Source organism: Paenibacillus sophorae, from assembly GCF_018966525.1.
GTDB lineage: Bacteria > Bacillota > Bacilli > Paenibacillales > Paenibacillaceae > Paenibacillus_AQ > Paenibacillus_AQ sophorae.
The window spans coordinates 3,981,213-4,007,775 of the sequence record NZ_CP076607.1 but is presented as its reverse complement, the minus strand read 5'-3'; the positions used below and the strand labels follow the sequence as shown (position 1 = coordinate 4,007,775).

The following is a 26,563-nucleotide window of genomic DNA, read 5'->3' as shown; positions in this document are numbered from 1 at the left end:
ATAAGTCGGTCCGGGACAAAGACATAAATAACTTACTTAAAGATGGGCTTCAAGTGCCTGACGAGAGAACAGGGGAGAGAAAGAGAAAATGAACAAATGGATTAAAATGTCTATGGGGATGCTGCTTACGGCAAGCCTTATTTCTGGCTGCGGCAAAGATGGTTCCACTACTAACGCTACAGATGGCAATGCCGGTACGACGAAGACTTTGACGCTGGGGACAAGCGCTGACTTTCCGCCGTACGAATTCCACAAGGTGGTAGAAGGCAAGGATATGATCGTCGGTTTTGACATTGATATTGCCAAGGAGATTGCTTCCGATATGGGCGCGGAGCTGGTCATCAAGGACCTGCCGTTTGACTCGCTGCTGAATGAGTTGTCCAGTGGAAGAGTGGATATGGTCATTTCGGGCCTTAGTCCGACTCCGGAAAGAGCCAAGCAAATCGATCTGTCCGATATTTATTATAAAGCCGAGCAGGCCGTTGTGGTCCGCGAAGCCGATAAGGATAAATTCAGCACGATGGAATCCTTGAAGGGTGCTAAGATCGGCATTCAGACCGGTTCCATTCAGGAAGATATCGCCAAAGGAATCGAGGGGGCGAAACTGACATCGCTCGCGAAAATTTCCGATATCGTGCTCCAGCTTCAGTCCAGCCGTGTCGATGCATCCATTATGGAAGGGCCGGTAGCCAAATCCTTCGTAAAAAATGTGAAGGGATTGGCCATTACTGATGCCAAGCCTGAAGTGGAAGATGACGGTTACGTCATCGGGGTCAAGAAGGGCAACTCGGAACTGCTGACACAGATTAACAAGACTCTGGGCGAACTGAACTCCGCCGGGAAGATCGAAGAGTATGTGACCAAGGCGACCGAACTGGCCGAGAGCAAATAAGATTAAAGATACACTGGAATGTTGCTTTTCACTCAAATGAAGAAAATGGCGGTGATCCGCCGTTTTCTATTTTTTTGTTGATAAGGAGGTTTGCGAGTAAGATGAATTTGCTAAATATGGCGTATGAATACCGCAGCTTTTTTCTGACCGGACTGCAATACACGCTTCTTCTCGCGGTAATCGGAGTGATTTGCGGTTTCGTGCTCGGGATCGTCGTCGCTCTGCTGCGGATGTCGAGCTTCAGAGTGCTTCGCTGGATCACCAGTACTTGGGTAGAGTTTCTGCGCGGAACGCCGATGCTTGTTCAATTGTTTATTATTCACTACGGTCTTCCTTCAATCGGCCTTGAGTTTACCGCGATACAGTCGGGGGCCATTACCCTTACAATCAACAGCTCAGCCTATCTTGCCGAAATATTCCGGGCGGGTATTCAAGGCGTGGATCGCGGACAGACGGAAGCGTCCCGTTCACTGGGGATGACGCAGGCGATGACCATGCGCTATATTGTTCTTCCGCAGGCGCTGAAGAATGTGCTTCCGGCGATAGGCAATGAGTTCATCACCATTATCAAAGAGTCGTCCATTGTCGGGATGATTGGGGCGATGGATCTGTTGTTCCAAGCCAGAACCATTACCACGATTACCTATGATGGGCTGACTCCGCTGCTGGTTATCGCTCTGATGTATTTTATTCTGACATTTACATTATCTAAGGTGCTTGGCCGACTGGAAAGGAGATGGAGTGCCAGTGATCACCGTTAAGAACTTGCAAAAGGCATTTGGAAAGCTGGAAATTCTGAAAGGCATTGATCTTACGATACAAAAAGGTGAAGTGATTGTCGTCATCGGTCCCAGCGGCTCGGGAAAAAGCACCTTTTTGCGCTGCCTGAATTTGCTGGAGCAGCCGACAGGCGGAGAAATTACCTTTGAAGGACAGTCCATTACAGACCGGAAGCATGATATCAATGTTACTCGCGAAAAAATGGGCATGGTCTTCCAGCAGTTCAATCTGTTCCCTCACAAGACCGTGCTGCAAAATATTACGCTGGCTCCGGTAAAAGTCAAGAAGCAGTCTCCTGCGGAAGCAGACAAAATAGCGATGGACCTGCTGCGCACCGTCGGACTCGAAGATAAAAAGGATGCATACCCGTCGCAGCTTTCAGGCGGGCAGAAGCAGCGGGTCGCGATCGCCCGCGCGCTTGCCATGCAGCCGCATGTGATGCTGTTCGACGAGCCGACCTCGGCGCTGGACCCCGAGATGGTGGGCGAGGTGCTTGAGGTGATGAAGAAGCTGGCCGAGCAGGGCATGACTATGGTCATCGTTACCCACGAAATGGGCTTTGCCCGCGAGGTAGGGGACCGGATTCTGTTCATGGACGGCGGGTTTATCGTCGAGCAGGGAACGCCTGCAGAAGTGTTTGGCAGCCCAAAGCATGCCAGAACGCAGGATTTTCTGAGCAAGGTTTTGTAATGTCTTAGTCGCTCCTAAAAGCGAAAGCGCCAGTGATCAGCTGTTTCGGCTGTCCTGGCGCTTTTTATGTTATTGGGCGTAATCTCCGGTATAGTTAATCAGCGATACATCCATAACCCCTTCAATAGAGGATAAGTCATGGACGAACGCGGTGTTGTTATCCCGCAGCCTGAGTTCGACCGTAAGCTCCACAAAGTCCTTGCGGATCGTCTTGGATCTCAGCGTATGCTCAATTTTCCGCATCCGGATCCGAAGCTCCGTAGTGGCAACCTCTGAGTGGCGGATAATCAGCAGGTAAGGCTGCTCCCGGACCTTGCGCCGGGACAGCCACAGCAGCACGAGTCCAATGGCGAGCGAGCCGATGAGTGCGACAGGATAGAGCTTGGCTCCTGTTGCAATGCCTCCCGCGATCGACCAGAACATGTATACGATGTCCAGCGGATCTTTCACAGCGGTACGGAAACGCACGATACTGAGCGCTCCGACCATACCGAGAGAGAGCACGATATTGGAGCTGATAGTCATGATAATCATGCTGGTAATCATGCACATGAGCACAAAGGCGGCATTGTAATTATAGCTGTAGACAACCCCGCGAAAGGTTTTGCGGTAAATGAAAAAAATAAACAGACCTACACATAAAGAGGCGACGAGCCCGAGCAGGACATCAATGTACGAAACGGTTCGGAAGGCATCGAGGTGAAGCGCACTTTTTTTAAATAAATCCTGGAAATTTATAGTATCATCCATTTTGAGGTTTATCCCCTTATCGTTTGAAATGAAGTTTGGCGGCTTCCCTGCATATCACATATTTGGATATAGTGGATCGGACACTGGCAGCCGGGGTGGCGATAAGACGCACCGGTTCCGGCAGGAAACGGTTGAATTTAATTTCCAGAATGGTACGTGTAGAATCATCCAGAGCCTCTCGTAAAGCCAGCCCGGGGTCGAACAAATCCAGACTGTTGATGCCGGAGGAGAGCTTCTTGTCGAACGTAATCCGGACATCCCCGTAATCATATACATAGGCTTCCCGCACGTAATCGACGATTGCCGCCCGGCGGTATCCCTTGTAGGTAAGCCCCCTATATAAATCCCGAACAAGAGGGTGCGGCGAATCTGCAATCAACGAGGCGTCCCCGTGCACAATATTTTCGTACTCGGAGCGGGTTAGCGGAGCGCTCTCTTTACTGACATAATCTCCGTATTTACTCTTGCGTTCCAGCTTGATCGAGCTGTCGCTTGCATTGTATATCCGGATACGAAACTTCTCGCGCCCGAAAATTCCGTTTGTCTTATCGTACAGCGCGTGATCCACTGGACTGTCGAAATACAGACTCCGGATGCCGTATCCGTCCTCGTTCTGCGAGTGCGGATCAAGCGGAAGCAGCGCGGCTACGCGCTGACGCATGGATAGATATTCATGGGGATGCAGGTAGTATTTGAATTCGTGCCTGAGCGGCCGGCCCATAAATTCCATGTCAGTTCACCTTAACCTCTCTGACGCCGTTGTAAGGAGTGCCTTCCTCGTCGAAATAAATATCAAATGCGATTTGCGAATGTCCCTTGCCGTCGTCCACCGTCACCTTCCAGTAGTAGGTTCCTGGCGTGAGGCCGCCCAGACGAACTGAAGTACCCGGTGTTTCTAACCGCTTGACCACCTTTGTGAACAGCGGGTCCCTGGCCAGAGTGAATTCATACTCCAAACTGTCTCCTTGAAGGTCGAACGAGGCATCCCACTGAAATACGGAAGCTGTTCCTTCCTGAAGCAGATCGTCCAGAAAGAAAGGTTTGGGCTTCTGTATATCTTCATTAAATCGCTTCATAGAACGTTCTGGAACTGTACTGATCGCTGCCAGATCCTTGGGGATATCGGAAACGAGCTCCGTGAGAAAGCCTTTATCGGGTTGCTTGCTCGTGTACAGTTGTGTGATGGGGGCGTACATGGCGATTTTTTTGGAAACGATATCGTTGTTAATGTAGTCCCGGTACAGCTCGTCGATCTTGTCCTTGAGCAGATTTACATTTTCCATACTGCGGAAGAAACGGTTATGCAGCTTGGAGCCCCAATAATTGCTGATACCACTGTTATAAGAGATGACGTTATTCGAATTCTGCTGCAACTCCCAGCCTCCGTCATAGTCCCATGGAAGGAAGTACCATTTTTCGGAATTGAGCGGGGAGTACAGCAGGAAATTCTGGGCATTCGTATCCATGTTGTCCATTAAAATATTGGAGGCCATCCAGGTCAGATAGTTATCCAGGTCAAAGTGCTTGCTTATGACTTCATTGATAGGAATGGACAGATTATTCACATCCTGCAGCATGTCCAGCAGCTTCCGGTGATCTTCACGCCCGTTGATTTGCAGGCGCGTTTCAAACTTGGCCTTGTCATACAGCGGATCATCCTGCAATCGAAGCTCTTCGGGATACTGGAGAAATTCGAACATGGTAGCTTTGTACAACTGTCCGTAAGGGTCAAGCCAGTGGTTCTTTAGAAATTGCTTGTTGGGCTGCTCGATCTGCGTGAACAGGCCATAATCGATGAACGGCTTTGAGTTGGCAGCGCCGCCTTCACTTAGGTCCTTCACGAAGAGATGCACGAAGCGGGTGCGCAGACTTGTAATATTCGGGATCGTCTCGAACAGATCGAAGCTGAGTTTATTACGCAGACGCGAAGGGTCATAGGCATGCTTATTCAAGTTGAGCGTGCGCTGATCATTCCATAGCCCCGCCTGATCGTTCAGCTTGATCTTGTAAGATCGCTGGGAAGCATACCGCGTCGAACTCCCGCGAAGTGAAACATGGGCGTTGGCTTCCTGCGATGAGTAGCCAAAGGAGCCTGGAGTCGGCCCGCTGCCATTGGCTGTGCCTTCCTGCAGAATGGCGTCAATCGAGCCTTCTTCCATCCGGCTCCGAATCCGGTTCAAATCATACCAGGTGAGGGGGGCTGCGCCTTCTTTTTTCTCACCTTCAAGCACGGTCAAATACAAGGTATCTACTGAGGAATCATTATCCCTTTCATAGATACGCTTGTCCTCGTTAAGTTTATCCTGGTTAACGGAATCGGAAATTGGGGGATTAGCCGCTTCCGTAGCGGTCTTCTCTTCCAAGCCGCCGCCCATGCAGCCCGTCAACAATATGATAAGAGCGGCAAGCGTAACGGACGTCAGTCCGGGACGGAACAACCGCTTTCGTTCCCGCTTCACCGGGTTAACAGGCTGGGCGCAGAAGGTATGGTAATCAATGCTGCGGACATAAATGATCAACCGTCCCAGCGCGAGCAGCACGGCGATAAAGGAAGCGACAAACATACCGTAGCCATCGTAGCCGCCCAGCATAGAGAGTATACTAAAGCCGGTATTAAGAACGAGAAAAACACCGCTGATCATAAAAACACCTTTCCGGTCATCGTAATAAAGCAGAAGCAGCATGATGACAAATGTAATGATAAAGAAATAATAGCCTAATAAAAGGATGATATAGACATCAAGCTGATTCATACTGAAGCCGAGCATTGGAAGAAGCTTGATGCCAAGCGCAAGACTGATCACAGTAAACATGAGCTGGGTTTCCATAAGAAACGTCAGTTCACGGATCAGCGTCCGCTGCATCTCCTTCCGGGCCTCCGATATTTCCTTCAATGTACCCCGCTGACGAATCAGATCGTAATATCCTCTGAATTTCTCATAGAAGTTGGTCTCGACGGCGACCGTAAAGAGAATTAAGGTTGGCATAACGCTTAAGTAGGCATAAAAGACCGGCGTATCATAAAAGGGAGAGATGAGATAGCGGCCCGCCACCTCTTTATTCTGCGGGCCGAACCAGTACACAAAGCTGTGTGTGTAGACACCCGCGTAGAGGAATGTGCCGATCCCGAATAGAGCCGGGTATTTGCCGAAATAGGACAGAAAGTGAAAATACAAGCGAGAATCCCGAATGGGAAACACCTGTTCGAAATGCCGATTGGTCAGCAGCAGTACGAGGAAATACCCCGCATCTACTGCGATAAGCATACCTGCGGCTGTCTGATACAGTGTGTATTCGCAGACGGCCCATGCTCCCAGTCCGGCAGTACAGGCTCCGAGCAGAAAGCCGCGGAAGATACGCTTATAATCCTTAAGCGCTGTAAGGTGAACGGACTGCAGCCAGATGAGGATCAGCTCCATAAACAGGAGAAACGCGGCAGCCTTGTACGCGAAGCCGGCTTCCACACCTTTTAGAAAGATCAGCGCCGCCACCGCACCCGCCGGCAAACAAACGGCTGCGGCGCCGTAATATGAGGAAAGGGCATGCTTGTATTTCTTCTGGAACAGCATATCGGACAGGAAACGGGTTAGCACCATGGAGACGCCGCCGGTGACCAGTACAGAGAAAATAAAAGCATACACAATTGTGGTCATGAACAGTTCCCGCTCCAGAAAAGCGGCTCCTGAAACCGCCATCAGCCGCTGAATGCCGGCCACCATTGCCATACACAGGATCATTGGCCCGATTGTGGACATAGATGAGTAGGCGTAAGCCCGGATCTGACGGAGCAGTCCATGTTCGTTATGGAGTTTTCTTAGTTCGAAGCCGATGCCTGCCATGATCGCCCCTCCTCATAGGCCAAATAAAATTCGCGGTAGCCCTCAATGAACTGTTCCCTGGTATAGTGCTCCGCCACCCGTTTAAGACCGCTGCGGCCCATCTGCTCGCGCAGTTCGCGGCTGCGTCCAAGCCGGATGATGGCGGCTGCCATCTGATCATAATGCATGACGGGAACTACGATACCGGCAGGACCATGGTTATCACCGTTGCCGAGCATCAGTTCGCGGCAACTGCCGACATTGGTCGTGATACAAGGTTTGCCCGCAGCCATCGCTTCAAGAATGGCCAGCGGCATTCCCTCGCTGATGCTGGATAACAGGATAATGTCGAGCCGATTCAGGTATTGGCGCACATTAACCTCGCCTGTAAAAATAATATCCCGCACCTCCAGGGTTTCTACCAACTCAATGCATTCCTGGAAATAATCCTCATTCTCTTCTGAGGGACCCATAATATATAACTCCGCCTCCGGCAGTTCCCGCTTCACCAGCGCGAAGCTTTGAATCATTGTTTTGATATCCTTGATCGGTACGATGCGGACTATGGCGCCGAGCCGGAGGGGGGCTCCTTCCGGAGGAGGTCCTGCGACTTCCGCATAGTCGGCGACATTGACACCGTTTGGGATGATGCTGATTTTCCGCTCGTCGCAGCCGATTTCAACTTCAATGTCCCGGTTGCGGCCAAACAGTGTAATGACCTGATCGGTCATGGTATATGCTGCCTCGGACAGCCGGTAGAAGTATTGAATCCACAAATCTTTGAAATAACCCTGCACCCAGTCAGCTTTGATAATCTCCTCTTCTCTTTCCCTTGAGTAGATGCCGTGCTCAGTGAGCAGATAGGGCTTGCCGTACAGATGCTTGGCGAGGGCGCCGATGACTCCGGCATATCCGGTAGACACGCTATGGTACAAATCCGCTTTTGGAATATCCTCGCGGATCGTAAGCAGCAGCGGCAGCATCATAGACCGGACGGTCCAGTACATTTCGGTGAACGGCACATGTTCATAATCTTCCTGGCAGCGTTTGGACAAGACCCGGAAAAATTCCCGGCTCATCAGAAACTGAACGGCGGAAGTCACACGCCCTGAACGCAGCAAATCGAACAGACCGGCCCAATCCACCGAAGTGCCGCCGCCCAGCAGGGAGCCGAGCGCCTCATGTTCGGCGGGAGTGAGCCGGAGGCGGTCCCTGCGCGGCTTTGTCTCGTTCATGTAGCTGTTCAGGAAGATCTCTTTCACTTCAACGATATTGGAAGGAAGCTTGTACTTGAAAGCCCCCCGCTGCTTCTCTTCAGCTCCAATGGCTAGAATAATAAAATCATGCTCAGTCATGTTGGTAACGAGAGAATGAATCCAACTGGAGACGCCCCCGGTGATATAGGGATAGGAGCCTTCCGCTATTATACATATTTTCATGAACTCATGCCTCGCTTAAATGAATTGTGAATTCGGCTTCCCGGACGGTAATTAGAAAGATTCCGTCGCCGATTTTATCCGCGGAGCAGCCCGACAGATTCCCGACTTTTTTGCGGGTCCGCAAGATAAAGTAAGACTCATCCTCAAGAGGTGTTACCGAACCTTTAATGGAGCTGTTATCCTGCTGCACACTGATCCTGCTTGTCAGCATGTTCTTCATATCGACTGCCGCTTCCATTGAGGTCTGGGCTCGCAGCCACGGGTAGCGCTCGTTCAATCCGGAAATCATTTCGGAGTAGGTCTTGTACATGTTTTCCCAGTTCATGTTCTTATTTCGCTCGGAATCAAGCACATCATCGGGATGGACAAAATGAGAAAAGATCCCGTTGGCCGTCAGCACGCTAGCCGCCGCCCAATGTACAAAGGGGGTAGCTTCATAACCGGAGGTGACTCGCGGCATTTCCATAATACCGTCCTTCGCCAACTCATACTCCTGCACATACGATATTCCAGTTGCATCTTCCGGAAATAGAGAAGCGATGACGGATAAATTCTTCCAGCCCGCTTTGAGGGCTTCGCGTCCTTCCGGACTGAGCACGTTGGACGGAGGCACGTACGAGAACATGGTATATTCGGGAAATCCTTGTTTGGCGTAACTTACAGCCTCCTGAATCGAATGCGTCATATCGTCAACGCTGTTCCAGGGTTGATAATCGAACGCGGCACTGGTACCTTGGTCCATCGTAAGCGACTGATGATTGTAGCCGTGCAGGCCGATTTCACCGCCGCTTTTAATAATTTCCCTGCCGTAGCCGATCAGTCCGTTAGGGTCAGAATCGGACGGAGAGTCAAAGGGCGGGGTCACGCGATTCTGGTAAGACTCAATCAGCACCGCGGTGTACTTTACATTATACCGTTTGGCTATTTTCAGCATATCCGGCCACCATATTTCATTAAAGAAGCCATGCCGGTTCAACTTGTACGTCTTGTAGATCGCTTCATCAATGGAGTTGCCGTATGGCGCCGGCCAGTCATCAATATAAACCACCTTCGAATTGAAGACAGGGTATATGAAGTCAGGCACCATCATGGAGATAGCCCCGGCGATCAGCCCGCGGTTAATCTTCTCCTGAAGCATCGTGCCGTTAAACACCATAATAGAGCCTTTCCCGCTTGGGATGCTCCACATGAGCGGCGTTCCCGCCGATGTCTCAGCATTCACGTGGACTGAAGAATCCAGCTCCACCTGCATCACTGTATTCATGATAAATCTGTCATCGATATGCAGCCCGGATTCTCCAATCAGCACCTCATCACGCAGATGCACACCGGCCTCATCTTTATAATTCCCGGCGTTCAAGATGCCCAGCTTTCGATATAATCGGTAAAACGCATCGTTTTGTTCCGGCATGGAGGTTAAGAATATATGCCCTCCTTGATCCGCATAGCTGGCTAGGTCATCCAGATTACCGACAGAAGAAAGATCCCGAACCGTCAGTATGACGGCGGCGCAGCCTGAAGGCTTGAGCTTCTTCTTGCTCAGATCCGTTATGGATACTTCCTTCTTCATGTACCCAAGCGTGCGGCTAGCCTGCATATTGACTTTGGTGCTAAATTCGTCATTGCTGTCATAGGCAAGGCAATATGAGGGGCCGGACTGCGGGGATACAGAGGAAGCCGAGGCTGCTTCAGTCTTCCAGTTCTTGGTCAAATCCTCGTTTTGCTGGCTATGGCTGAACTGCTGGAAGTACTGGGTTTGGGTCAAATACATAACAAATGCCAGTAGGATGATAAAGATGATGATGCTGTAAATGCGGGTGTTCAGTTTCATAGGTTGCTTCATTATATTTCCATCAGGCTCCTTCCGACCAGAACCGAACTAATTTTAGAGCTTCGTTCGACAGACGAACGGGTGATTGCTTTAGCGCTTGGAGAGCATGGTTGAACCTTTGCGGAGATCTTAAGACGAAATAAAGGTTCATCTGCGCAAGATAGGATTCCTCGCGATGCGGAAACCGCTCCATCATTAAGGCTGCCGCCTGCTCTGCGGCTATGTAATTTCCTAGCTCAAGCTCAATCCTCACTTTCTGTTCATGCGCTTCGAATGCGTCTGGATCTGCCTCCGTCCAATATTGCAGCACTTCGGCAAGGGAATGCTTGAGCTGCAGCAGCGTACTTCCGTCCAGAAATCCGCTTCGCATGTAATTCTGCAGCACTTCGGCATAGGAGGCCAGGAAATGGGCATCATCCCGGCTTGTCTCATAGCGCACGGAAAATTCTTGCAAGGACTGGTTCAACTTGCGCTTGATCTCTACGACCGCGCTCACAGCATAGTGGGAGGTTTCGGTGTCCTCATTGCCGACAGCCATGCGCAGCACTTCCAGATGTTCAGTCGCATCCTGCTTCAACAGATCTATCATGGTCCGGCGGCGCGAGGTTAAATCGTTCACCAGCAGAGCCTCTTCCAGTGGAACAATATTCAGCTCCTTTTCGGCCTCGGACAAGTGCGAAACCTTGAACGGATCGGCGTTCGCATCCTGGCGGAGATACGCTTCCAGCGATTGAATACGCTGAGATTCATCGCAGCGGTGCCGCTGGGGCCAGAACAAAGGAAGCAGAAAGCCAATGAGCGGGAAAGCCGAAGCGAAGGCCAGCCTTATGGCCGCTTCAGGCAGTGAGCGGCGAAAACGCAGGAAGAAGTAACAAGCGCAAACCGCGAAATAGATCAGATATAGGAGCTTATACATAGAAGGATTCCTTTCCTTCTTGCAGAAAGATTCCTTTTTCGGATAAACGGTCCATAACAAATTGGGCATCATTTTGATTGGAATTACTGAGCAGTATCAGCAGTTCACCGTCTTCGCCAAGACCCAAATAATCAGTCTCGCGCAGGGAAGTGTGGATACGCTCGGCCAGCTCGGCGGACGCGTTCCAAAATCCGGTGGAGAGCAGCACATAATCGACGCCGAACCGCTCGCTGGCGGCCTGCTTGCTGGCCAATATGCTCATAAAGGCCTCCGTTCGTAAAATCCGCCCATCCACCCCGTCTATGTACCTGCGGTCACCTGCGGCTTCAACGTAGGCATGCGCGCGGGACAGCGAGGAGGATATGAGGTCTACGACCGTCTTAAACAGATTCTGATAGTACTGGGTGAAGCGGCTGAACTCGACGGCATGGACGGCTACAACGGCTACAACTTCTCCGCTGCTGATGACCGGAGCGGCAAGCAGAGGGAGCCCAGGCAGCAGCTCCTTATTGACATAAAGACGTTTGCCCTCCAGCAAGGACATAATATGCGGATGCTCCTCCACCTTCAAGGAACGGGCATGCACGAGGGAAGCTCCGGAGGAGTGGGCGGCCAGGCGCAAATATTGCTTGGATTTGTTGACTGTGTAAATACTGACCTGATCGGTCTTCATGATTTTCTCGACCGCGCCGACTGCCTCCAGGAAGATTCTCTCTGGTTCCAGGCTTTCCAGCTCCCTGGTAACGGCGTTGATTTTACCAAAGCTGTCCTCGGTTGTCCTGATTTGCTGCTGGAGCTGATCCTTGACTGAACGGGTATCCTCATATACCTCATACAGAAAGGTGTACTTCTCACCGGCCTGAAGCAGCTGCCGTTCAGCCCGGTTAAGCTTATTGATCCGGTGCTCGACGCTGTAACCGACGACAAGGCCGATGAACAGATAAAGAGCCGTCTGAAAGAATAATGTCGTATCGTAGAGCAGAGACAGCAGGTCGCGGCCGTTATCCATTTTCTCCTGAATAAACAGTATAACAGACAGCATCACGGCAAGCATGGATTGGCGGCTGCCATACAGAATACCCATGACGATAATAAAGACGATCTTCAAATCAACACCGGCATATTCTGTTCTCTCCAGAGGGCTGTCGATTAAGGCAAGCACGGCAAATGCAATAAGATTCTCAGCGTATGGCAGCAGGCTGTTCAGCTTCTTACGCAGAGGGGAATTTTTCTTTGATACGGGGTTTTGCGCGGATTTATCGTCCTTTTTCTCAGATTTCCAGTTGTAGGTTCTATCGAGACCTTCCTGCAGAGAGTATTTGGGAGCCCAATCCAGATCATGCATGATTCGGCTGTTGTTAAGTGTTGAACGGTAAACATCGCCTTCACGCGGTGAAGTATAGGTGATGCCGGCTGTGCCTCCGTGCAGCATCTGAAGTTCATCGATTAACTCGTTGATGGAATTCTCCTTGCCGGTCGATAAATTATAGACACCGCTGATCGAGGAGTAGGAGGACCTGTATATAGCGTCAACGACATCCTCTACGTAGATGAAGTCGCGGGTCTGATTACCGTCTCCGAATACGGTTATATCTTGATTTTCCATCAGATGGTGCATAAAAATGGAAACCGCGCCGCGCTTACCCTTGTTCCCCTGCCGCGGCCCATATACATTGGATAGACGAAAGCACACGGTATCCAGTCCGTATATTTCCTTCCATTTGGCGCAGTAGGTTTCTCCTATCATTTTGTTGACCCCGTAAACAGAATTTGGGGCGAGGGGAGCTGTCTCAAGTAAAGGAACATCTTCATTGATTCCGTAGACTGCCGCCGAGGACGCAAAGATAAATTTCTTAACGCCATACCGGCTTGCCATAGTCAGCATACTGGATAAACCGAGAACATTGGACTCCGTATCCTGAAGGGGAGACTCCATTGAAGCGGCGGCATCGTTTTGTGCGGCCAGGTGGATTACAGCATCGAACCTGTTGCTGCGGAACACTTCCTCGCATTTGGGATCATTAATAGAAAGAATATATCCTTTGTGCGCGAATTGGATATTGTGTTTGCTTCCCGATGACAAATCGTCAATAATGTAGACATCGTAGCCTTCTTTGTGAAAGCGGTCGGATACATGAGATCCAATAAAGCCGTAGCCTCCCGTTACTAACACCTTCATACTGCTTCTCCGTTCTATACTAAAAAATAACAGACTTTATACTTGCTTTTGTTGCCAATATTATACATCCTAAAGAACTATTTGACTAGTTCTATAGTAGTGGATGATATGTATAAGACGAAATATTTGCGAACCCTTGTTCATTATAATAAAAGCGAGGAAATATTGCATGAAAAAAAAGAAACAAGTCTTCAGGGAAGCCAGCCTGATTGCGGTATGCGCCATGCTGCTGTTATTGTGCGGCGGAGCAATTCCCGTGAACCGGCAGCCCATCATGGCGGTCCGTTATCCGGTTGAAACCGGAACCGTGCTGCATAATCCGTATACAGGATTTGCTGCGGACGCGCGCGACCCGGAAGCGGTGCTTCAACCGGTTACGCTTGTACATGCAAATCTGAAATGGAGAGAGCTTGAGCCGGAAGCGGGAAAATACAACTTCGAAGGCATTGAGCAGACGTTCCACTTTCAGTACTGGAGAGAGAAAGGGGTCCGGGTTGTGCTGCGGGTCGTGCTTGATGATCCCGGAGAAGATAGTCATCTCGACATTCCCGATTGGCTGTACCAAGAAATCGGGGAGAAGGGAACCTGGTATGACCTTCAATACGGAAAAGGCTTTAGTCCGGATTATTCCAATCCCCTGCTGATCGCTTCGCACCAGAAGCTGATTGAAGCTCTTGCACAGCGCTACAATAATGATCCTTTCGTTGCCTTTATTCAGCTTGGAAGCATCGGCCACTGGGGAGAGTGGCATACGATGGATTCCGGACCGGGACGTATTCCTTTTCCGCCGCGAAGCGTAACTGACCGGTACATAGAGCCGTATGTCCAATTTTTCAGCGGTAAGCCGCTGCTGATGCGCCGGCCGACAGAGGCGGCGGCACGTTATCGAATGGGATTGTATAATGACGCTTTCGGCAAGCATGACGCGACAATTGACGGATTCTTGAACTGGTTCAGCAATGGATATACCTCTTGGTTGACACTGGACAAGGAACCGGCGATGCGGAATTTCTGGGTGAATTCACCCAGTGGAGGCGAATTCTCGGACCCGCGTGCTTATTTGCAGGACGAGACCCTGGAAGAGTCGCTTAAGCAGGCCAAGTTAACCCACGTGTCCTGGCTCGGCCCTTCCGCGCCTTGGGATGAGGAACCTGGGGGCCCGCTGCAGGCGAATATCGATCGCTTTCTCCGAACCATCGGCTATCGCTTCGTCATCCAGAAGGCGGTCTACGAAGAAAAAAGAAAGCCGGGGGAGACACTCCATGTCAAGTTAATCGTTGCCAACCGGGGAACCGCGCCTTTTTACTTCAAATGGCCTTTGGAGATTTCACTGGCCGACGATGAAGGGAACATCCGAGCGTCCGTTCGCAGTTCAACAGATATCAGAAGCTGGCTGCCCGGAGCAAGTTCAGCCGTTGTCCACCTGAATTTACCGGGTGGTCTGCCCAGCGGCCGCTACACCGTGTTGGCCGCTATTCTCGACCCGGCCAGCGGGCTGCCGGGCGTCGACTTTGCGATCAGCGGCCGGCGGCAGGACGGGCGTTTCCCGCTGGGAAGCGTTACGATTGCTAACCGTTAAAGTACCAAATAAAGCGAACAAGCGGGGCCGGGCCAGAAGTCATTCTTGGCGCGACCCGCTTGTTCTATTACTCTCTTCATTCAGTAATCGGCAGTCAATATGATTATTGTTACGTTTGATTCGTTTAGAAAAATGTTAAACGTTTAAAATGTAAATATGTAACCGGAAGATGTATAATTATGCTCAGTGATTAATAAAGGGGAAACATACTATGAACAACGACCTTAGCCGAATCGGTATTATCGATATTGGTTCCAACTCCATTAGACTCGTCATCTATGAAACAACGCCTGAAGGCGGATACCGGATTATCAAAGAATCTAAGTATTCTGCCCGTCTGAGCGAAAAGATCACAATGGAAGGAAGACTGGAGCGAATGGCGCTGGAAGCTATTGTTCCGGTGCTCCTGCAATTTAAAATGGTTTGCCGGGTTTACGGCGTTTCCCGGATCCGCGTGGGCGCAACTGCGGCGATCCGGAACGCGGCCAACTCTGAGGAGATCATCGCGTTTCTCTCCGATGCGGCCGGGCTGGAGATCGAAATCATCAGCGGGCAGCAGGAGGCCTATTTCGGCTTTCTCGGCGTCATCAACGCCTTTGATGTCAATGACGGCTTTGTCATTGATATCGGCGGCGGCAGTACGGAAATTACGCTATTTCAAAATCGGAGCTACCGGCACAGTATTTCCTTTCCGTTCGGAGCGGTCAACACCAATGTAACGTTTGGCCAGGGAGGCGATTGGAGCGGGGAACAAGTGCGCAAGCTGGAAGCATTTGTCCGTGAGCATCTAGCGGATTGCGAATGGCTCCGAACCGGCAAAGGGCTGCCTCTATACGGTCTGGGGGGGACGCTACGGACGCTTGGCAAGATAGACCAGAAAGGGCGGAAATATTCCCTGCCCAATTCACATGGATACACCATGTACAGCGAGACTATCAAAAGATTTATGGAAACTTTGCCGGCGATGTCATACGACAAGCGGAAGAATCTCGACGGACTGTCAAAGAGCCGGGCGGACATTATCGTATCGGGCCTGATTATTTTCCATACGGTATATCAGTATATCGGAGCGGGTCAGGCCGTCATAAGCGGAGAAGGGCTGCGTGAGGGGATGCTGCATGATCTGCTGGAACCGGATCACCCGGTACGAGCTAGCGCACTGGAGTACAGTCTAGGGACTCTGCAGCGTTTGAACAAGGAGGCTTCGACTGATTTTTTAGAGGATGTTTATAAAATCGCCCAGGGCTTACATAGAGCGCTTAAAAGCGAAGGGGATGCAAATGAGCAGGAAATGCTCATCTATGTATCGGTAATGCTGTACCGCCTTGGCGCCAATATTAATTATTACCAGTCCAAGCGGCATACCCGCTATTGGCTGATGAACTCGCCGATCCGGGGACTTACGCACCGCCAGCTCGTGCTGTGCTCCATGATCGCCTCATACAGCACAAAAAACCGGAAGCAGAAGCTGTCCACAGAGCATAAGGACATTCTTCTGGCTTCCGACGAGGAGTGGATACATAAGCTTGGTTCGCTCGTTCAACTGAGCGCGGCCTTGGATAACAACGAGACCGGAATAGAGCAACAGATTAAACCCCGTCTGAAAGGGGGAAGCCTTGATATCGAAATTCTGGGCAGTCAGCGGCCTCTGTTAAAGCTGGAGGAAATCGATAACGCCCTCAAAATATTCAGGAATGCATGGGGTCTGAAGGTAAAGCTTGAGTATATTTCCAACTCTCAACATTCATAGCGGCAAACTGGCTCCGGAAAGGGGCCTTTTCGTCGTTAGGCCGCTCATAGTTGCCGCTTGGCAGAAGGAAGCTTGATTTCTGATTGTCCTGAAGCGACATCTCCAAAATCTGGACCACCTGTTCACGGGCTGTCTTATCCCGGACAGGGCACATTAATTCAACCCGGCGGGTCAGGTTGCGGGTCATCCAGTCCGCGCTGGACAAATACACCTCGGGATTTCCGCCGTTCTCGAAATAGTAGATCCGGGAGTGCTCAAGGAAGCGGTCGACGATGCTGCGTACAGTTATCCTCTCGCTCAGGCCCGGGACTCCGGGGCGAAGGCAGCAGACCCCCCGAACAATCAGATCGATCGAAACGCCGGCTTGATCCGCTTCATACAGGTCATCGATCACCTGCTGGTTGGAGAGGGAATTCATTTTCGCTATAATACGGGCCGGACGTCCGTTCGCTGCATGTTCGCTCTCCCGCTGAATCAGCTTCTTCAGCGAATTGCTCAAGCTGACCGGAGCGACGAAGAACGAGTTCCAGTCATAATTGGCGGAATATCCCGTAATCTGATTGAACAGCTCGGAAGCGTCCAGCCCGATCTCGTAATGCGCGGTGAACATACTGATATCCGTATATATTTTTGCAGTATTCTCGTTGTAATTTCCCGTCCCGATATGTACATATCGGCGCAGCTCATTGCCCTCCTGACGGACAATCAGGGTGATCTTGGCATGGGTTTTCAGGCCGACCAATCCATACACCACATGGCAGCCCGACTGCTCAAGCTTCCTAGCCCACGCGATATTGCGCTCTTCGTCGAACCTCGCTTTCAGCTCTACCACTACGGTTACCTGCTTGCCCGATCCCGCCGCGCGCGCGAGCGCGGTAATTAGCGGGGAATTGCCGCTGACCCTGTAAAGGGTCATTTTAATCGCCATAACCTGTTCGTCCTCAGACGCCTGAGTAATGAAATCGATGAAGGATTCGAACGATTCATAAGGATGATAGACCAGAACGTCGCGTTCCCGCAGTACTTCGAAGAAATCCTCGGTTTCTTCGAACTCGGCCGGGTAGACGGGTTCAATCGGCGGATAATTCAGGTCGCTGTGTCCCTTAAGACCTCCGGCAAATTGACGCAAGAATCCAAGATCAAGCGGTCCGTCGATCTCATACACAAAATGTTCGACTTCAAATTCAGCAAGCAGCTGCTCCAGCGCATATGGGTGAATGCCTTTTTGGACTTCCAGCCTGACCGGCACTCCGCGGCGGCGTTTGCGCAGCTCTTTTTCAATCTCCTCCAGCAGGTCCTCGGCGCCTTCCTCGTCAATGCTAAGGTCGGAGTTTCGCGTAAGGCGGAACTCATTAACGGCAACCGGATGATAGCCGCTGAACAGCGTTCCGATATGGGCGCGGATGACATCTTCAATATAGACGAACTGCCGCCGCTTGCTGTTGGCACGATGCGGAAGAGGGATGCAGCGCGGCAGATTGGATGGAATTTGCAAAATAGCGAAAAAGAACTCGTCATGATCTTTATGCTTTTTCGTCAGAACGACTGCAAGATAAATAAACAGGCTATGAACAAGCGGGAATGGCCGGCTCTGATCCACCGCCATCGGCGTCAATACGGGGAAAATAATATCCCGGTAATATTGTTCCACCGCGGTTTCCTGGGCTTGAGTCAAATCCTCGTAATCGACGAGAATGATGCCTTTCTTGTTAAGACTCCGGGAAATGTCCCGGAATGCCCGGTATTGATCGGTGACGATTTTTCCGACACGCTTGTACAGACGTTTGTGGAGGCCGGAAGGAGTATAGCCGGTAAAGTCCTTTTTCGTATAGCCCGCACGGATTTGATCCTGAATACCCGCAACCCGCACACTGATGAACTCATCCAGATTGCTTGAGACGATGCCAAGGAATTTGGCCCGTTCCAATAAAGGGTTATTCGGGTCCTGTGCTTCCTCCAATACGCGGCGGTTGAACTCAATCCAACTCAGATCCCGGTTCAGATAGGCAGCGGATGGACTGCTGTGAATGTTGTTTTTCTCTTCTTCGCTCATGACTCCTCCAAATTCATAACCATTGGCCGATTCTGGTGACATCAACTTATTTTAACATACTGGTGAAGACAATGTATTAATCTCCTTTTTTGATTGATACCGAGCCGATTCATCTTTATTTTACCTTTTGTGACAGCTTTGATTGTTAACGCAGTGTAAAATATTTATGGTGCATCTTCTGAAATAATTGATTTATTCACCGAACTTTATGCGTAATTTAATGAAATGTTTCAAAGTGGTAACAATTACAAATGAAATGGTTACAAAATTGTGATATATTAAAAACTGTTGAGCTGCTGCATTTAGCAATAGAACGAAAGCTTGACGGTTGGAGAATACATAAAAGCGTTATTCGTGAAGGAAACAGAGGAGGAAGTTATGAAGTTCGGAATCTCATCGATAAAATCCGCCGCCGTCATTTTGGGCCTTGGAGCCCTGCTGATCGCGTCGCCGGCGCATGCGGACAGGGTTCACATTGCTGGAAATCAAACCACATTTTATACGGTAGCCAAAAAATACGGTGTGGAAGTAGCCGCATTAATGGAAGCAAATCCGAAAATTAACCCGCTTAATCTGTATCCCGGCCTGAGATTGGTGATTCCGGGTTCGGCTTCGGGTACATCCTCGGCTTCTGCCGGACTGAAGGCAATGAGCAAAGCTCCGGCGGTATCGCTGGCCGCAGAGACGGATTCGAAGACGGTGGAAGCCTGGGGGAAGACATATAATTATGAAAAAACGCTGCAGGTTAAAGCGACCGCCTATTCCTCAGCCGCGAGTGAGAACGGTCAATGGGGAGCCGTTGATTACTTTGGCAATCCGCTGAAGCTGGGGACGATCGCCGTCGATCCGGATGTCATTCCGCTCGGAACGAAGGTGCTGGTGACAGGGTATTCCCATCCCGGCCTGCCGAAGCAGGCTTTTGTGGCAACCGCCTCTGATAAAGGAAGCGCCATACAGGGCAACCGTATCGACATTTTCATACCTGGAAGCCAAAGCTTCGTCTCCGAATTCGGTTACCAGTATGTGCAATTGTATATCATCAAGTAGCTTCTTATAAGAAACGAAGTCAGGCCGTGAGGTCCGCTTCGTTTCTTTTTTTGCAAAAATGGTCAGCAGCGGCGGCGTTCTATTTCTGTTCCGGCACATTCAGCATCTCCGGTATGGTAACAAAGGTGTATCCTTTGCGCCGGAGTGTTTCAATGACATCGGGCAGCGCCTCTATGGTGCCCTTCAGATTGCTGCCTGTACCGCCTCCGCCGTGCTGAAGGATGATGGACCCTTTGCCGGCATGAGACAAAATATTGCGCTTTACCTGCTGACGGGACAATCCCTTCCAATCCAGAGAGTCGACATTCCAGTTGACCAGCTTGTAGCCTTGGGCTTCGGCCCATTTAAGCTGCTGTTCGGTTATTTCGCCGTAAGGGGGGCGGATCAGCCGTGGTCTGAATCCTGCTATTTTATTTATGATATTTTCCGCGCGCTTGATTTGGGAACGGAATTGCCGCAGGCTTAGCTTGGTAAACTGGGGATGATTGTACGAATGGTTGCCGATGCTGTGTCCTTCTCTCACAATGCGCTTAACCAGTGCGGGATGCTTGGCCGCCCGTCTTCCTACTATAAAAAAAGTGGCTTTCACCCGGTACCTCCGGAGCACATCCAAAATCTGCGGCGTGAACCTGGGGTCCGGAACGTCGTCAAACGTGAGCGCGATCTCTTTAATTCGGGGACCGTTCGTCTTGATCGCATTCGGGTATTTGCGGATTAGCTGTCCGAGGGTCAGCGGAGCGGCCGCTGGTTGGCTGGCTGGTTCCCGGTCTGCGCTACGGGTCAGGTTGCTTCCGTTCTTTCCAATTGGGCATTCCAGAGATTCTCCGGCCGTCCCGGCCGCGCGGCCGGCGATTTGGCTTCCGCCGGTTTCGCTTCCTGGAGCCGCTGCTGACGTTCCCGTCCGATGCGTATCCGAATCGGCCGAGCAGCCGGCGAGGCAGCAGATGAACGTACAAATAAGGCCCAAAATGATCATTCTGGCAAAGCGGGCATCGATCATCATCTTGCGCTCCTTTCAAATCTGGGCGTTACTACGTTTGTTATTCCACAACCAGGAGCAAAACATACAAACTCTGGTACCCGCATTCATTATTTCTTGGAGCTTCCGATACGTGTATACTGTTAACAACGGATGCTTGCAGTTATCGAAAATAACATTAATAATTGTGAAGAAGATCACAGATTTTACTGCTCTTCTCAGGCATCTTTAATAAGATAAAATTTTAAGGAGCTTGATATAGTGGGGACGGTTATAAGTAACGAGCGGCTGGCGGATAATGTGTATCATCTCCGGGTGAGCGGAGATTACGGCGGCGAGACGGGCCAATTCTACATGCTGCGGGCATGGGGAGCCTACCCTGTCCTTTCCAGACCGCTAAGTATACATCAGGTGGAAGACGATGGCATCGAATTTTTGTATCATGTCGTAGGGGAAGGCACCGAGCTGTTCTCTCAGCTGACTCCTGGCGATTCCATTAATCTGGAAGGACCTTTCGGCAGCGGCTTTCCCGCTGTCACAGGACGGGTTGCACTGGTCGGAGGAGGCATCGGCATTGCGCCGCTGCTGTATTGCGCCCGTGAGATTCCTGGCTGCGATGTATATCTCGGCTTCAGCCGAGAGCCTTTTCGGACAGAGGAGTTCCGTCCTTACGCCGCAAAACTAACGGTTGATGTCGGCGGTCTCATTTTGGACAATGTCGATTTTGCGGAGTATGACCATATTTTCGTATGCGGACCGCATCCGATGCTTAAAGCGGCACAGCTTAAAGGGATCGCCGCGGCTACCTCGGGAAGTCCGGTGAACGTGTATTTGTCGCTGGAGAACCGTATGGCCTGCGGAATCGGGGCGTGCCTCGTCTGCAGCGTATCCTGTAAGGACGGGCAGCGGAAAGCCTGCGCGGACGGGCCGGTATTTTTGGCGGAGGAGGTAGTATTCCATGATTAAAATCGGAGATTCTTCATCCAAAAATGCGGAGCTCGATCTGAGCACTCGCATTGCCGGCGTCACATTCAAGAATCCGATCGTTATGGCTTCAGGAACCTTCGGATTCGGCAAGGAATATGCGAAATATTATGACGTGAACGAACTCGGCGGCATTTCCGGCAAGGGGCTGACGCTTCAGGCCAAGGCGGGCAACCAGGGAACCCGTGTATACGAGACGGCATCTGGCATGCTGAACAGCGTCGGGCTGGAGAATCCGGGGGTTTCCGCTTTTTTGGAAAAAGAATGTGCCTACTGGGAGACGCTCGATACGGCGCGGATTGTAAATCTCGGGGGGAACACGTTCGAGGATTACGTCACCGGAGCGGAGCTGATACAGAAGGATGCCGATGCTCGCGGCAGCAAAGCGGTTGACATGATCGAACTGAACATATCCTGTCCGAATGTAAAAGAAGGCGGGATCGCCTTCGGCATCCGAACCTGTGACGCGCGCGAGCTGGTGAGGGCCGTCCGGCGGGCAACGAGCCTGCCCCTGTCGGTCAAGCTGTCGCCGAATGCGGAGGATATCGCCGATATGGCGCTCATGTGCCAGGAAGAAGGGGCGGACGCCGTATCGCTCATCAATACAATCTCCGGAATGAAGATCGACGTGCGGCGCCGGCGCAGCGTATTCAACAATCTGTACGCGGGGCTGTCCGGTCCGGCAATTAAGCCGATTGCGCTGCGAATGGTGCATCAAGTGGCCAAAAGGGTGGACATACCGGTCATCGGCATGGGCGGAATATCATCCGCGACGGATATCGTCGAATTCATTATGGCGGGAGCAGCCGTGGTTCAGGTGGGCACCTATAACTTTATGAATATGCGTGCAGGACAGGACTTGCTTAGAGGCCTCCGCGAGTTTATGATCGAAGAAAATATAGCTTCTCTGGATGAAATACGGGGCATTGTCTAAAAAACGGTTAATATATTGGGGAGGGAATGCTCGTGTCTTCGGAAGCCTTTGATCCGGATGATATCCTATTGTCCGAAACGGCGGTGGGACAAGATATTGTGCTGCTGATTACAGGCGGAGTCCGGCATATCGGCGCTGCCAGTACCGCTTATCCAGGCGAGAATGGCGTTTCGGTGACGACTTCGGCCGTGCCCGGGCACAAGGAGCATACCATTAGCGAATCGGTCGCCGTCAAAGTTGCCGAAGCGCTGCACAGAACGGTAACGGTTGTCATGGGAATTCATTACGACGATCTGTCCAAAGAACAGATCGCACGGGTGGTAGCGATTGTAGAGCGTAAGGTGGAACGATATTTGGCGGACAAGATTTAAAAAATGAAACGCGCCCGTTTTTCCTGCGTACAACATATCAACGAGCATTTAAAAACCATCTTTTGGAGGAATGAACCATGTCGATTTTTAAAAGATTGCGCGATTTAACCCTGTCCAATATCAATGCAATCATTGACAAAGCTGAAGATCCGATCAAGATGACCGACCAATATATCCGTGACATGACAGAGGATCTGGAGGATGCGGAGAAAGCGGTAGCCGCCCAAATCGCTATCGAGAAGAAATTCAAGCAGCTTTACGAAGAGCAGGAAGCGCTGGTGAACAAGCGCAACCAGCAGGCGCATACCGCTGCGCAGGCAGGCAATGCCGACCTCGCCCGCCGGGCTCTGGAAGAGAAGAAGACCGCCGAAGGCAAGCTGACGGAATACAAGACCAGCTACGACCAGAACAAGGCTTCTGCGGATAATCTTCGGGCGAAGCTGGAAGAAATGCGCAAGCAGTTGAACCAGATGAAGAGCAAGCGCGAGACGCTGGTCGCCCGTTACAACGCCGCAAAGGCGCAGACCGAAATCAATAAAGCGATGAGCGGATTCAGCTCCGATTCCGCCACCGCCGGACTGAAGCGGATGGAGGAGAAAATGCTCCAAGCCGAAGCGCAGGCGGAAGCGAGCAATGAGATGAGCGCAGGGAATAAATCGCTGGATGACGAGTTCGAGAAGCTGAACAAGGATCAGGGAGTTGAAGACGAACTCGCCGCCTTGATGAAGCAGTACGAGAAACAATAACGGGTACTCCCGCAAAGGTTAGCGGTCCGGGTATGCAGATGGAGGAGAGACGGCGGTGCCGTTTCTCCTCCGTTTTGCACTGACGTGTCATGAGAGGGAGGATACCTTGATGAGTATATGGAAGCGTATTGGCAATTTGTTCGCGAAGGATGAGCCGCCATTGCGGGAAAAGAGCATGCTGCAGCTGGCGCCCGGCGATATTTGCGAAGTCTCGCTTGTCACCTATGAGGTGACGGGGCGCGTAAGCAATTTCGGCCGGAATGCGGCGCTGTTGACGCTGCGCGATGGCACGGCAATCGCCTATTTGCATATTGAGCAGAGGGAAGAGCTGAGATATGCGCTGTACAAGGCAATCGACGGCCGCCTGGACAGTCTATCGGAGGTTCCCGCCACGATGGAATTGGATGATATTGTATATTATCTGGAGGAAGAGTATGAAGGTCATGTGTCCGCTGCAGGACAGACGCCTTTTATGAACGCGGGCGACCAGCATGTGTGGCAGTACCAGTCGGATGAAGGCCACCTGCTCCGGATCGAATGGCAGAACGGGCGCTTTATGCTGTACGAAGGTGAAAAAATCATTCCCGGAGACGTGAGAGTAATCCGGGGCGCGTAAGCGCGTGAATCCAAATTAGCTGGACATGACGATAAGCAGGAATGCCTTTGCGGATTCCTGCTTTTTCTATGGTCTGAACTGCCCATGCGTGAACTGCCCATGCGTCGTCTGCTGGACTCGGAACATCACATTCTGTGTGATACAATAGAGCGAGAAATCTACGCTTGGCAATATTTTGGCGGTTGCATTAGATAGAGAACAGAATCGGGAGGAACCAGTGATGGCAAACCGGGAACCAATGGACAATAAGTTTGGGCGCAAAGCGCTGCAGGTTAAGGAAGCTCAGATGAAAATCATGGCATACGCGGCGAGGCTCGAGAGCGAGACCGTACCGCTTGAAGCGGCTCCGGGACGGTATTTGGCGGATAATGTTGCTGCGCCGCATCCTTTTCCCGCATTCAACCGTTCGGGAATGGACGGCTATGCCGTCGTCTCCGCAGATACGGCGAACTGCCGCGAAGGCGGGACAGTGTGGCTGAATGTAGTCGACAACATCCCCTGCGGCTCGGTGCCGTCTGGGGAGATTATCTCCGGAACGGCGGCGCGGATTATGACCGGGGCGCAGGTGCCGGAGGGCGCCGACGCCGTCGTCATGCTGGAGGCGACGGAAACCCGCGAGCTTAACGGCGTTCCTCAAGTCGGTATCCGCAAGCCGATTCTAAGCGGCCGCAATGTTACACCGCGGGGTCTGGAGATAAGCGAGGGGGATCTCGTGTTAGCGGCCGGCCGTAAGATTGCGGCAGGAGATATCGCCGTGCTGGCGACGTTTGGTATATCCGACGTGCCGGTTATCCGCAGGCCGAAGGTTGGCGTATTCGCCACAGGCAGTGAACTGCTGGATGTGAAGGAGCCGCTTCAGCCCGGCAAAATCCGCAACAGCAATTCCCCAATGCTGGAGGCGCTGGTTAGAGAAGCGGGGGGCGAGCCGGTGATGCTTGGCGCCATTGCCGATGATCTCGATCTTGCCCGGAGCAAGGTGCAAATGGCACTGGAAACTTACGACCTGGTGATTACAACCGGAGGGGTTTCGGTTGGCGATTACGATATTATGGGCGACCTGGTACGCGAAGAAGCGGGGGATATGCTGTTCAACAAAGTCGCCATGCGGCCGGGCAGCGTCACAACGGCCGCGGTGCGGGGCGGCAAAGTGCTGCTTGCGCTCTCCGGTAATCCCGGCGCCAGTTATATCGGCTTCCAGTTGTTCGCCCGTCCAGCCATCGCTTCCATGCAGGGGGCGACGGAACCGTTCCTTCCGGAATGGACGGTGATCCTTGGTGCTGACTATTCCAAGGTCAACAATTATACACGCTTCGTGCGGGCCCGTCTGGAGTTGCCTGACGGGAATGTCTATGCCTATCCGGCCGCACTCGACGCATCGTCTGTCATGGTCACGATCAAGGACAGCGATTGCCTGATCATCGTGCCTCCCGAAGAGCGCGGATTGACCGCCGGGACGAAGGTCCAGGTGATTAAGCTGCCATGAGGAGGCCTTTGGGAAGCAGAGGAATGGTCTCGGGCAGGGGATTTCGGCGGTCGGGGCGGGTGAGGAGAACTCCAACATCCGCACCTTTGCCCGTTTCCGGCGCTCGTACGGACTCCCGAAGCAATTATGCAGACGGGAGCGTGAGGAGCGAGCAGTCTTCCTTCCGGCCTGCGGTCTGCCAGGTTGTAGGTTACAAAAACAGCGGCAAAACAACGCTTATTTGCGAATTGATCCAGCTGCTTCAGTCCAAGGGTTGCAGCGTTGCCGTCATTAAACATGATGTCCACGGCTTTGAGACCGACCGTCCGGGAACCGATACATGGCGGCAGCGGGAAGCGGGGGCCAGGGCGGTCGCCATCACGGGGACAGAACAGTCCTTTATATTTGAATCCAGGAGCAGAGAGCTGGCGGAATTGATAAAAGCTTTTATGCACTATGATTATGTGCTTGTAGAAGGCTTCAAGGAGGAACCGTATCCAAAGATCGTCCTGATACGGAATGCAGCGGATTTAGAACTGACTGCACGGCTGCCTGGAGTGGCGGCAGCTGCAATTTGGGAAGATCCTTCTGGGTCTATCGCGAGATGTCTTCCGGAAGGTCAGCGGCGGTTTGGAATCAACGATATATCCGAAATCGCCGAATATTTATGGCGGGAACGATCCTTTTTTCAAAATTTCAACATATGAAAAATTCACAACAGAAACCGCATGATCCCTCACGTCCGCA

The 26,563-nt window shown here is 51.6% G+C and carries 22 protein-coding genes; 13 read left to right on the top strand and 9 right to left on the bottom strand.

Annotated features, from left to right (window positions below; all coding sequences use genetic code 11):
- Window positions 1-88 precede the first annotated feature (88 nt).
- The 3 genes from KP014_RS18900 to KP014_RS18890 all read left to right on the top strand — a co-directional run bounded on the left by KP014_RS18900 (window position 89) and on the right by KP014_RS18890 (window position 2,362).
- Window positions 89-892, top strand: a complete 804-nt coding sequence (locus tag KP014_RS18900; RefSeq protein WP_036589832.1) for a transporter substrate-binding domain-containing protein — start codon at window positions 89-91, stop codon at window positions 890-892.
- A gap of 101 nt (window positions 893-993) precedes the next feature.
- Window positions 994-1,653 (top strand): amino acid ABC transporter permease, encoded by a 660-nt coding sequence (locus KP014_RS18895; protein ID WP_036589833.1) that lies wholly within the window; start codon window positions 994-996, stop codon window positions 1,651-1,653.
- Entirely contained in the window at window positions 1,640-2,362 is a 723-nt protein-coding gene (locus KP014_RS18890; RefSeq protein ID WP_036589834.1) for an amino acid ABC transporter ATP-binding protein, read from the top strand. Before KP014_RS18895 ends, KP014_RS18890 begins: the two co-directional genes overlap by 14 nt.
- 69 nt (window positions 2,363-2,431) lie before the next feature.
- Here the strand turns inward: KP014_RS18890 and KP014_RS18885 are convergent, their stop codons facing one another.
- The 7 genes from KP014_RS18885 to KP014_RS18855 are packed head-to-tail and all read right to left on the bottom strand — an operon-like array spanning window position 2,432 to window position 13,295.
- Window positions 2,432-3,112, bottom strand: a complete 681-nt coding sequence (locus KP014_RS18885; RefSeq protein ID WP_090833719.1) for a DUF4956 domain-containing protein — start codon at window positions 3,110-3,112, stop codon at window positions 2,432-2,434.
- Window positions 3,113-3,128: 16 nt separating this feature from the next.
- Entirely contained in the window at window positions 3,129-3,842 is a 714-nt protein-coding gene (locus KP014_RS18880; protein WP_036597166.1) for a polyphosphate polymerase domain-containing protein, read from the bottom strand.
- A gap of 1 nt (window position 3,843) precedes the next feature.
- A complete protein-coding gene (pelG, locus tag KP014_RS18875; RefSeq protein ID WP_051500228.1) occupies window positions 3,844-6,951 on the bottom strand; it encodes an exopolysaccharide Pel transporter PelG in 3,108 nt (1,035 codons plus the stop codon).
- Complete coding sequence (pelF, locus tag KP014_RS18870; protein ID WP_036597168.1) at window positions 6,927-8,369, bottom strand: GT4 family glycosyltransferase PelF; 1,443 nt, start codon at window positions 8,367-8,369, stop codon at window positions 6,927-6,929. Before pelF ends, pelG begins: the two co-directional genes overlap by 25 nt.
- Before the next feature lie 4 nt (window positions 8,370-8,373).
- Window positions 8,374-10,212 (bottom strand): DUF2194 domain-containing protein, encoded by a 1,839-nt coding sequence (locus KP014_RS18865; protein WP_051500229.1) that lies wholly within the window; start codon window positions 10,210-10,212, stop codon window positions 8,374-8,376.
- Between the two features lie 10 nt (window positions 10,213-10,222).
- On the bottom strand, window positions 10,223-11,116 hold the full coding sequence (locus KP014_RS18860; RefSeq protein WP_036597169.1) for a hypothetical protein: 894 nt from the start codon (window positions 11,114-11,116) through the stop codon (window positions 10,223-10,225).
- Window positions 11,109-13,295 carry an NAD-dependent epimerase/dehydratase family protein gene (locus KP014_RS18855; protein ID WP_090833718.1) on the bottom strand — a complete coding sequence of 729 codons (2,187 nt, stop codon included), beginning with the start codon at window positions 13,293-13,295 and terminating at the stop codon, window positions 11,109-11,111. The genes KP014_RS18860 and KP014_RS18855 overlap by 8 nt, the downstream gene beginning before the upstream one ends.
- A gap of 169 nt (window positions 13,296-13,464) precedes the next feature.
- Here KP014_RS18855 and KP014_RS18850 point away from each other — a divergent pair, with 169 nt between their 5' ends.
- Together KP014_RS18850 and KP014_RS18845 are read left to right on the top strand one after the other, a co-directional pair.
- On the top strand, window positions 13,465-14,874 hold the full coding sequence (locus KP014_RS18850) for a DUF4832 domain-containing protein (protein WP_051499661.1): 1,410 nt from the start codon (window positions 13,465-13,467) through the stop codon (window positions 14,872-14,874).
- A 211-nt stretch (window positions 14,875-15,085) separates the two neighbouring features.
- Window positions 15,086-16,624, top strand: a complete 1,539-nt coding sequence (locus KP014_RS18845; RefSeq protein WP_036591917.1) for a Ppx/GppA family phosphatase — start codon at window positions 15,086-15,088, stop codon at window positions 16,622-16,624.
- Here the strand turns inward: KP014_RS18845 and ppk1 are convergent.
- Window positions 16,563-18,677, bottom strand: coding sequence for a polyphosphate kinase 1 (ppk1, locus tag KP014_RS18840; protein WP_036591925.1), 2,115 nt, complete (start codon window positions 18,675-18,677; stop codon window positions 16,563-16,565). The two genes, KP014_RS18845 and ppk1, sit on opposite strands and share 62 nt — an antisense overlap.
- Window positions 18,678-19,055: 378 nt before the next feature.
- Between ppk1 and KP014_RS18835 the strand changes: the two genes are divergently transcribed.
- Window positions 19,056-19,724 carry a 3D domain-containing protein gene (locus tag KP014_RS18835; protein WP_090833716.1) on the top strand — a complete coding sequence of 223 codons (669 nt, stop codon included), beginning with the start codon at window positions 19,056-19,058 and terminating at the stop codon, window positions 19,722-19,724.
- 79 nt (window positions 19,725-19,803) lie between these two features.
- On the opposite strand, the gene KP014_RS18830 is transcribed toward KP014_RS18835, so the two are convergent.
- Entirely contained in the window at window positions 19,804-20,727 is a 924-nt protein-coding gene (locus KP014_RS18830; RefSeq protein WP_246590550.1) for a polysaccharide deacetylase family protein, read from the bottom strand.
- Between the two features lie 237 nt (window positions 20,728-20,964).
- On the opposite strand from KP014_RS18830, the gene KP014_RS18825 reads away from it, so the two are divergent.
- The 7 genes from KP014_RS18825 to mobB all read left to right on the top strand — a co-directional run bounded on the left by KP014_RS18825 (window position 20,965) and on the right by mobB (window position 26,523).
- Window positions 20,965-21,669 carry a dihydroorotate dehydrogenase electron transfer subunit gene (locus tag KP014_RS18825; RefSeq protein ID WP_036594617.1) on the top strand — a complete coding sequence of 235 codons (705 nt, stop codon included), beginning with the start codon at window positions 20,965-20,967 and terminating at the stop codon, window positions 21,667-21,669.
- A complete protein-coding gene (locus KP014_RS18820) occupies window positions 21,662-22,621 on the top strand; it encodes a dihydroorotate dehydrogenase (protein ID WP_090833715.1) in 960 nt (319 codons plus the stop codon). The genes KP014_RS18825 and KP014_RS18820 overlap by 8 nt, the downstream gene beginning before the upstream one ends.
- Window positions 22,622-22,653: 32 nt before the next feature.
- Complete coding sequence (gene lpdD, locus KP014_RS18815) at window positions 22,654-22,992, top strand: prenylated flavin chaperone LpdD (protein ID WP_090833714.1); 339 nt, start codon at window positions 22,654-22,656, stop codon at window positions 22,990-22,992.
- A gap of 77 nt (window positions 22,993-23,069) precedes the next feature.
- Window positions 23,070-23,738 carry a PspA/IM30 family protein gene (locus KP014_RS18810; RefSeq protein ID WP_036594620.1) on the top strand — a complete coding sequence of 223 codons (669 nt, stop codon included), beginning with the start codon at window positions 23,070-23,072 and terminating at the stop codon, window positions 23,736-23,738.
- Window positions 23,739-23,847: 109 nt separating this feature from the next.
- Window positions 23,848-24,354 carry a DUF4178 domain-containing protein gene (locus KP014_RS18805; RefSeq protein WP_036594621.1) on the top strand — a complete coding sequence of 169 codons (507 nt, stop codon included), beginning with the start codon at window positions 23,848-23,850 and terminating at the stop codon, window positions 24,352-24,354.
- A gap of 220 nt (window positions 24,355-24,574) precedes the next feature.
- Complete coding sequence (locus KP014_RS18800; protein WP_036594622.1) at window positions 24,575-25,837, top strand: molybdopterin molybdotransferase MoeA; 1,263 nt, start codon at window positions 24,575-24,577, stop codon at window positions 25,835-25,837.
- Between the two features lie 8 nt (window positions 25,838-25,845).
- On the top strand, window positions 25,846-26,523 hold the full coding sequence (mobB, locus tag KP014_RS18795; protein WP_175491736.1) for a molybdopterin-guanine dinucleotide biosynthesis protein B: 678 nt from the start codon (window positions 25,846-25,848) through the stop codon (window positions 26,521-26,523).
- Window positions 26,524-26,563: the final 40 nt, after the last annotated feature.

Bases quoted from the DNA above. Each gene is read 5' to 3' on its own strand.
- pelF (WP_036597168.1), bottom strand. From the start codon at position 8,369: ATGAAAATATGTATAATAGCGGAAGGCTCCTATCCCTATATCACCGGG.
- KP014_RS18895 (WP_036589833.1), top strand. From the start codon at position 994: ATGAATTTGCTAAATATGGCGTATGAATACCGCAGCTTTTTTCTGACC.
- pelG (WP_051500228.1), bottom strand. From the start codon at position 6,951: ATGGCAGGCATCGGCTTCGAACTAAGAAAACTCCATAACGAACATGGA.
- KP014_RS18805 (WP_036594621.1), top strand. From the start codon at position 23,848: ATGAGTATATGGAAGCGTATTGGCAATTTGTTCGCGAAGGATGAGCCG.
- KP014_RS18880 (WP_036597166.1), bottom strand. From the start codon at position 3,842: ATGGAATTTATGGGCCGGCCGCTCAGGCACGAATTCAAATACTACCTG.
- KP014_RS18835 (WP_090833716.1), top strand. From the start codon at position 19,056: ATGAAGTTCGGAATCTCATCGATAAAATCCGCCGCCGTCATTTTGGGC.
- KP014_RS18820 (WP_090833715.1), top strand. From the start codon at position 21,662: ATGATTAAAATCGGAGATTCTTCATCCAAAAATGCGGAGCTCGATCTG.
- KP014_RS18860 (WP_036597169.1), bottom strand. From the start codon at position 11,116: ATGTATAAGCTCCTATATCTGATCTATTTCGCGGTTTGCGCTTGTTAC.
- KP014_RS18810 (WP_036594620.1), top strand. From the start codon at position 23,070: ATGTCGATTTTTAAAAGATTGCGCGATTTAACCCTGTCCAATATCAAT.
- KP014_RS18845 (WP_036591917.1), top strand. From the start codon at position 15,086: ATGAACAACGACCTTAGCCGAATCGGTATTATCGATATTGGTTCCAAC.
- KP014_RS18855 (WP_090833718.1), bottom strand. From the start codon at position 13,295: ATGAAGGTGTTAGTAACGGGAGGCTACGGCTTTATTGGATCTCATGTA.
- KP014_RS18865 (WP_051500229.1), bottom strand. From the start codon at position 10,212: ATGAAGCAACCTATGAAACTGAACACCCGCATTTACAGCATCATCATC.
- KP014_RS18850 (WP_051499661.1), top strand. From the start codon at position 13,465: ATGAAAAAAAAGAAACAAGTCTTCAGGGAAGCCAGCCTGATTGCGGTA.
- KP014_RS18800 (WP_036594622.1), top strand. From the start codon at position 24,575: ATGGCAAACCGGGAACCAATGGACAATAAGTTTGGGCGCAAAGCGCTG.
- ppk1 (WP_036591925.1), bottom strand. From the start codon at position 18,677: ATGAGCGAAGAAGAGAAAAACAACATTCACAGCAGTCCATCCGCTGCC.
- KP014_RS18900 (WP_036589832.1), top strand. From the start codon at position 89: ATGAACAAATGGATTAAAATGTCTATGGGGATGCTGCTTACGGCAAGC.
- KP014_RS18885 (WP_090833719.1), bottom strand. From the start codon at position 3,112: ATGGATGATACTATAAATTTCCAGGATTTATTTAAAAAAAGTGCGCTT.
- KP014_RS18830 (WP_246590550.1), bottom strand. From the start codon at position 20,727: ATGATGATCGATGCCCGCTTTGCCAGAATGATCATTTTGGGCCTTATT.